The organism is Rickettsia endosymbiont of Ixodes scapularis, assembly GCF_000160735.1.
Lineage (GTDB): Bacteria > Pseudomonadota > Alphaproteobacteria > Rickettsiales > Rickettsiaceae > Rickettsia > Rickettsia tamurae.
Genome location: NZ_CM000770.1, coordinates 965,810 through 969,655, shown reverse-complemented (window position 1 = coordinate 969,655; position 3,846 = coordinate 965,810). Strand labels below are relative to the sequence as shown.

Here is a 3,846-nt window from a genome sequence, read left to right as displayed (position 1 = left end):
AGACAATTTACTAAAAATTTATGCAGTTTAAGTACATTTTATAACAAAAACAATATTACTAATATCCTCGTAACCCAGTTTCTATCAGCTATTCAGTTCCTCTATTAATACGAAACTCGCGTTATTTAGAATTAAGTTTAAAGGAATTGCTAAATGAAAGTTGGAAAGAAGAAAGATAAACTAAGCTGTTTTGTCTTTTATTGTAGTCATGGATTTTACTACCTCGGATAAGCCGCTTTGAGTAGCTGACACAATTTAATATATGATATTTTGACTATTAACAAATCTCTATTTATTTATCGGTGTTTCTACCAAAGCATGCTTAAGTATTTGATCAATATTTGACACAGATATAATTTCTAGGCTTTCTTTTATATTCGGCGGTATATCTTTTAAGTCTTTAACATTCTCCTCAGGAATCAACACAGTTTTAATACCTCCCCTACTTGCAGCAAGTAACTTCTCTTTAAGACCACCGATAGGTAAAACATTTCCTCTTAAAGTAATTTCGCCTGTTATTGCCACGGTGCGGTGTACGGGTATTTTAGTCATCAACGAAACAATAGTCGTAAACAAAGCACAGCCGGCAGACGGTCCATCTTTTGGAATAGCTCCGGCCGGTACGTGAATATGAATATCAAAATCTTTATAATTGTCATATTTTAATCCAAAATTTGTTGCTCTGCTTCTAAAACAACTATAGGCAGCCATTGCCGATTCTTTCATAACATCACCGAGTTTTCCGGTGGTCTTTATTTCACCTTTCCCTGGAAATGCTAAAGCTTCTATAGTTAAAAGCTCCCCGCCTACTTCGGTGTAAGCAAGTCCCGTAGTACTTCCTATTTGATCTTCTTTCTCGGCAAGCCCGAAATTATATTTCTTAGCCCCTAAAAATTCTTCAAGATTATTACTATCTATGGCAATATGCTTAACACTTTTATCTGCTAAAATTTGCTTTAATGCCTTTCTAGTTAATGCCCCTATTTCACGTTCTAAAGCTCTTACGCCTGATTCCTTGGTATAATATCTAATTAAATCCAAAATTGCCGTCTCGGATATAGTAATTTCATCTTTCTTAATTTTATGCATTTTAAATTGTTTCGGCACTAAATAATTTTTGGCGATTTGGAGCTTTTCTTCCTCTACATAACCGGAAATATATATTTTTTCCATTCTATCACTTAAAGCTCTAGGTAAATCATGAGAGTTAGCAGTAGCAATAAATATTACATTTGATAGATCATATTCTACTTCTAAATAATGATCAACAAAGTGACTATTCTGCTCAGGGTCTAATACCTCAAGTAAAGCGGATATCGGATCACCTCTAAAATCAGAACTAATTTTATCGATTTCATCAAGTAGCATTACAGGGTTACTAGTCTTAACTTTCTTAAGTTGACCTAAAATTTTACCGGGCATTGATCCAAGGTAAGTTTTTCTATGCCCTCTGATTTCTGCTTCGTCTCTAACACCGCCGAGAGCAAATTTAGTGTATTTTCTACCCATTCCTTCGGCAATAGATTTTACAAGTGAAGTTTTACCGACCCCTGGCGGACCGATTAAACATAATATAGGTCCTCTAATTTTACTTGAACGCTGTAATACCGCTAAATATTCTATAATTCGTTCTTTAACTTTTTCGAGTCCAAAATGATCACGATTTAAAATTTTCTCGGCTTGGTTAATATCTATTTTACTATTATCATGCTTACCCCAAGGCAAACTTAGCAAAGTCTCAAGATAATTACGCGTCACTCCCGACTCTGCCGACATTTGATTCATACTACGGAGTTTTTTAAGCTCTGATTCTGCTTTCTCTTTAGCTTCTTTAGATAATTTTAAACTTTTAATTTTTTTCTCGATATCGGCAAGTTCCGATTTATCTTCATCAAGCTCCTTTTGAATAGCTTTCATTTGTTCGTGCAGATAATAATCACGCTGCGTTTTTTCGATTTGCTTTCTTACTCTTTGCTGCAATGCCTGCTCGGTTTCTGAATTTACTGTATTGGAAGTAAGCGTACTAATAACCGTAGTGATACGCTTAAAAGGACTAGTTTCTTCTAATAAATGCTGCTTGACCTCAAGTGAAGTTATCAGATGTGAAGCTAATATATTTATAATATTTATGAAATTAGTGCTATTACTTATTTCTTTATTGATAGTTTCAATAATTTCCGCATTAACTTTCTTATCATTAATCACATATTTACTAAATAGTTGTACTGCATTATCCACTAATGAACGCATGTTATTAACGTCAAATATTTCTTCATCCGGAATAATTTCGTAATTTGCTTCAAAAGCTTCTGCGCCTTTGATATTGCTTAGCTTTACTCTTGCTACTGCTTCTATTAAGATTTTTGCCTTATTATTAGGCAGTTTCACTATTTGGATAATCTTAGCAAGTATAGCTGTGTTATAAAGTTCATGTTTACTAGGGTTTTCTTGATCAAATTTTTTCTGTAAAGTTACTAAAATATATTTATTATTATCTTCCTCGGAAATGGTAGTATGAGAAAGTGCTTGCAGCGATTTTTGCCTACCCACAAAAATAGGAGCGATTACTCCTGGGAATACTACCATATCTCTCAGTGCCATTAATGGGAGGGATTTTTTATTCATCAATTAATACCTTTTAAAATTTCTAATTATTAACTATATAATATAGTATCAATCTGATTTCAAGCTACCATTATTAATTATATTTATGAATTTATTACCACAACCTCCTCAAAATGTAGCAGCCGCACATAATAGAATAAAACAATATCTACATTTAACTCCGATCGTTCACTCTGAAAGCTTAAATAAGATGCTCGGTCATGAGATTTTTTTTAAGGTTGAATCATTACAAAAAACCGGTGCATTTAAAGTTAGAGGAGTGTTAAATCATTTATTAGAATTAAAAGAGCAAGGGAAATTACCTGATAAAATAGTCGGTTATAGTACGGGTAACCATGGGATTGGTCTTGCTTATGCAAGTAAATTATTCGGTATTAAAACAAGGATTTATTTACCGTTAAATACTTCAAAAGTAAAACAGCAAGCAGCTCTTTATTACGGAGGTGAAGTTATATATACAGATACTCGACAAGAAGCGGAAGAAAAAGCAAAAGAAGATGAAAAGCAAGGATTTTACTATATGCATCCTTCCGATAGTGATTCTACAATAGCAGGAGCAGGCACGTTATGCTATGAAGCATTACAGCAGCTAGGCTTTAGTCCTAATGCTATTTTTGCCTCTTGCGGCGGCGGCGGTTTAATTTCTGGCTCATATCTTGCCAAGGAATTAATATCACCGACAAGCTTGTTAATAGGTTCAGAACCTTTAAATGCCAATGATGCTTATTTATCTGTTAAAGATAATAAAATATATAGATTTAATTATGCTCCGAATACTATTGCGGACGGTCTTAAAACCTTGAACGTATCGGCTCGTACATTTGAATATCTGAAAAAGCTAGATCATTTTTATTTAGCAGAAGAATATGAAATATATTACTGGACGGCGTGGCTTACTCATTTACTTAAAGTTATATGCGAGCCGTCAAGTAGTATAAATATGGTTTCAGTAATAAATTTTTTAAAAACACAATCCAAACCTCAAAAACTACTAGTACTAATCTCAGGCGGTAATATCGCCCCTATTCTTTATAACGAGCTATGGAAAGAGGAGTATTTAAGCATCTCACCTAAATCTTTATGTTCTGATTTCATTCCTGCGAGGCATTGTTGCATGGATACCGAGTCGTCATTGCGAGGAGCGAAGCGGCGCGCAAATCTAGAAAAAATAATTAAAAAAAATTCTGATTTACAGAATTTTTTACTGGATTGCCACGCTCC

The 3,846-nt window shown here is 33.9% G+C and carries 1 protein-coding gene and 1 pseudogene; one reads left to right on the top strand and one right to left on the bottom strand.

Going from position 1 to position 3,846, the window contains the following annotated elements:
- Positions 1-288: 288 nt before the first annotated feature.
- On the bottom strand, positions 289-2,625 hold the full coding sequence (gene lon / locus REIS_RS04890; RefSeq protein WP_040614710.1) for an endopeptidase La: 2,337 nt from the start codon (positions 2,623-2,625) through the stop codon (positions 289-291).
- A gap of 85 nt (positions 2,626-2,710) precedes the next feature.
- Between lon and REIS_RS04885 the strand changes: the two are divergent.
- Positions 2,711-3,730 (top strand): annotated as a pseudogene (locus tag REIS_RS04885) (serine/threonine dehydratase); the annotation flags it as partial.
- Positions 3,731-3,846 lie beyond the last annotated feature (116 nt).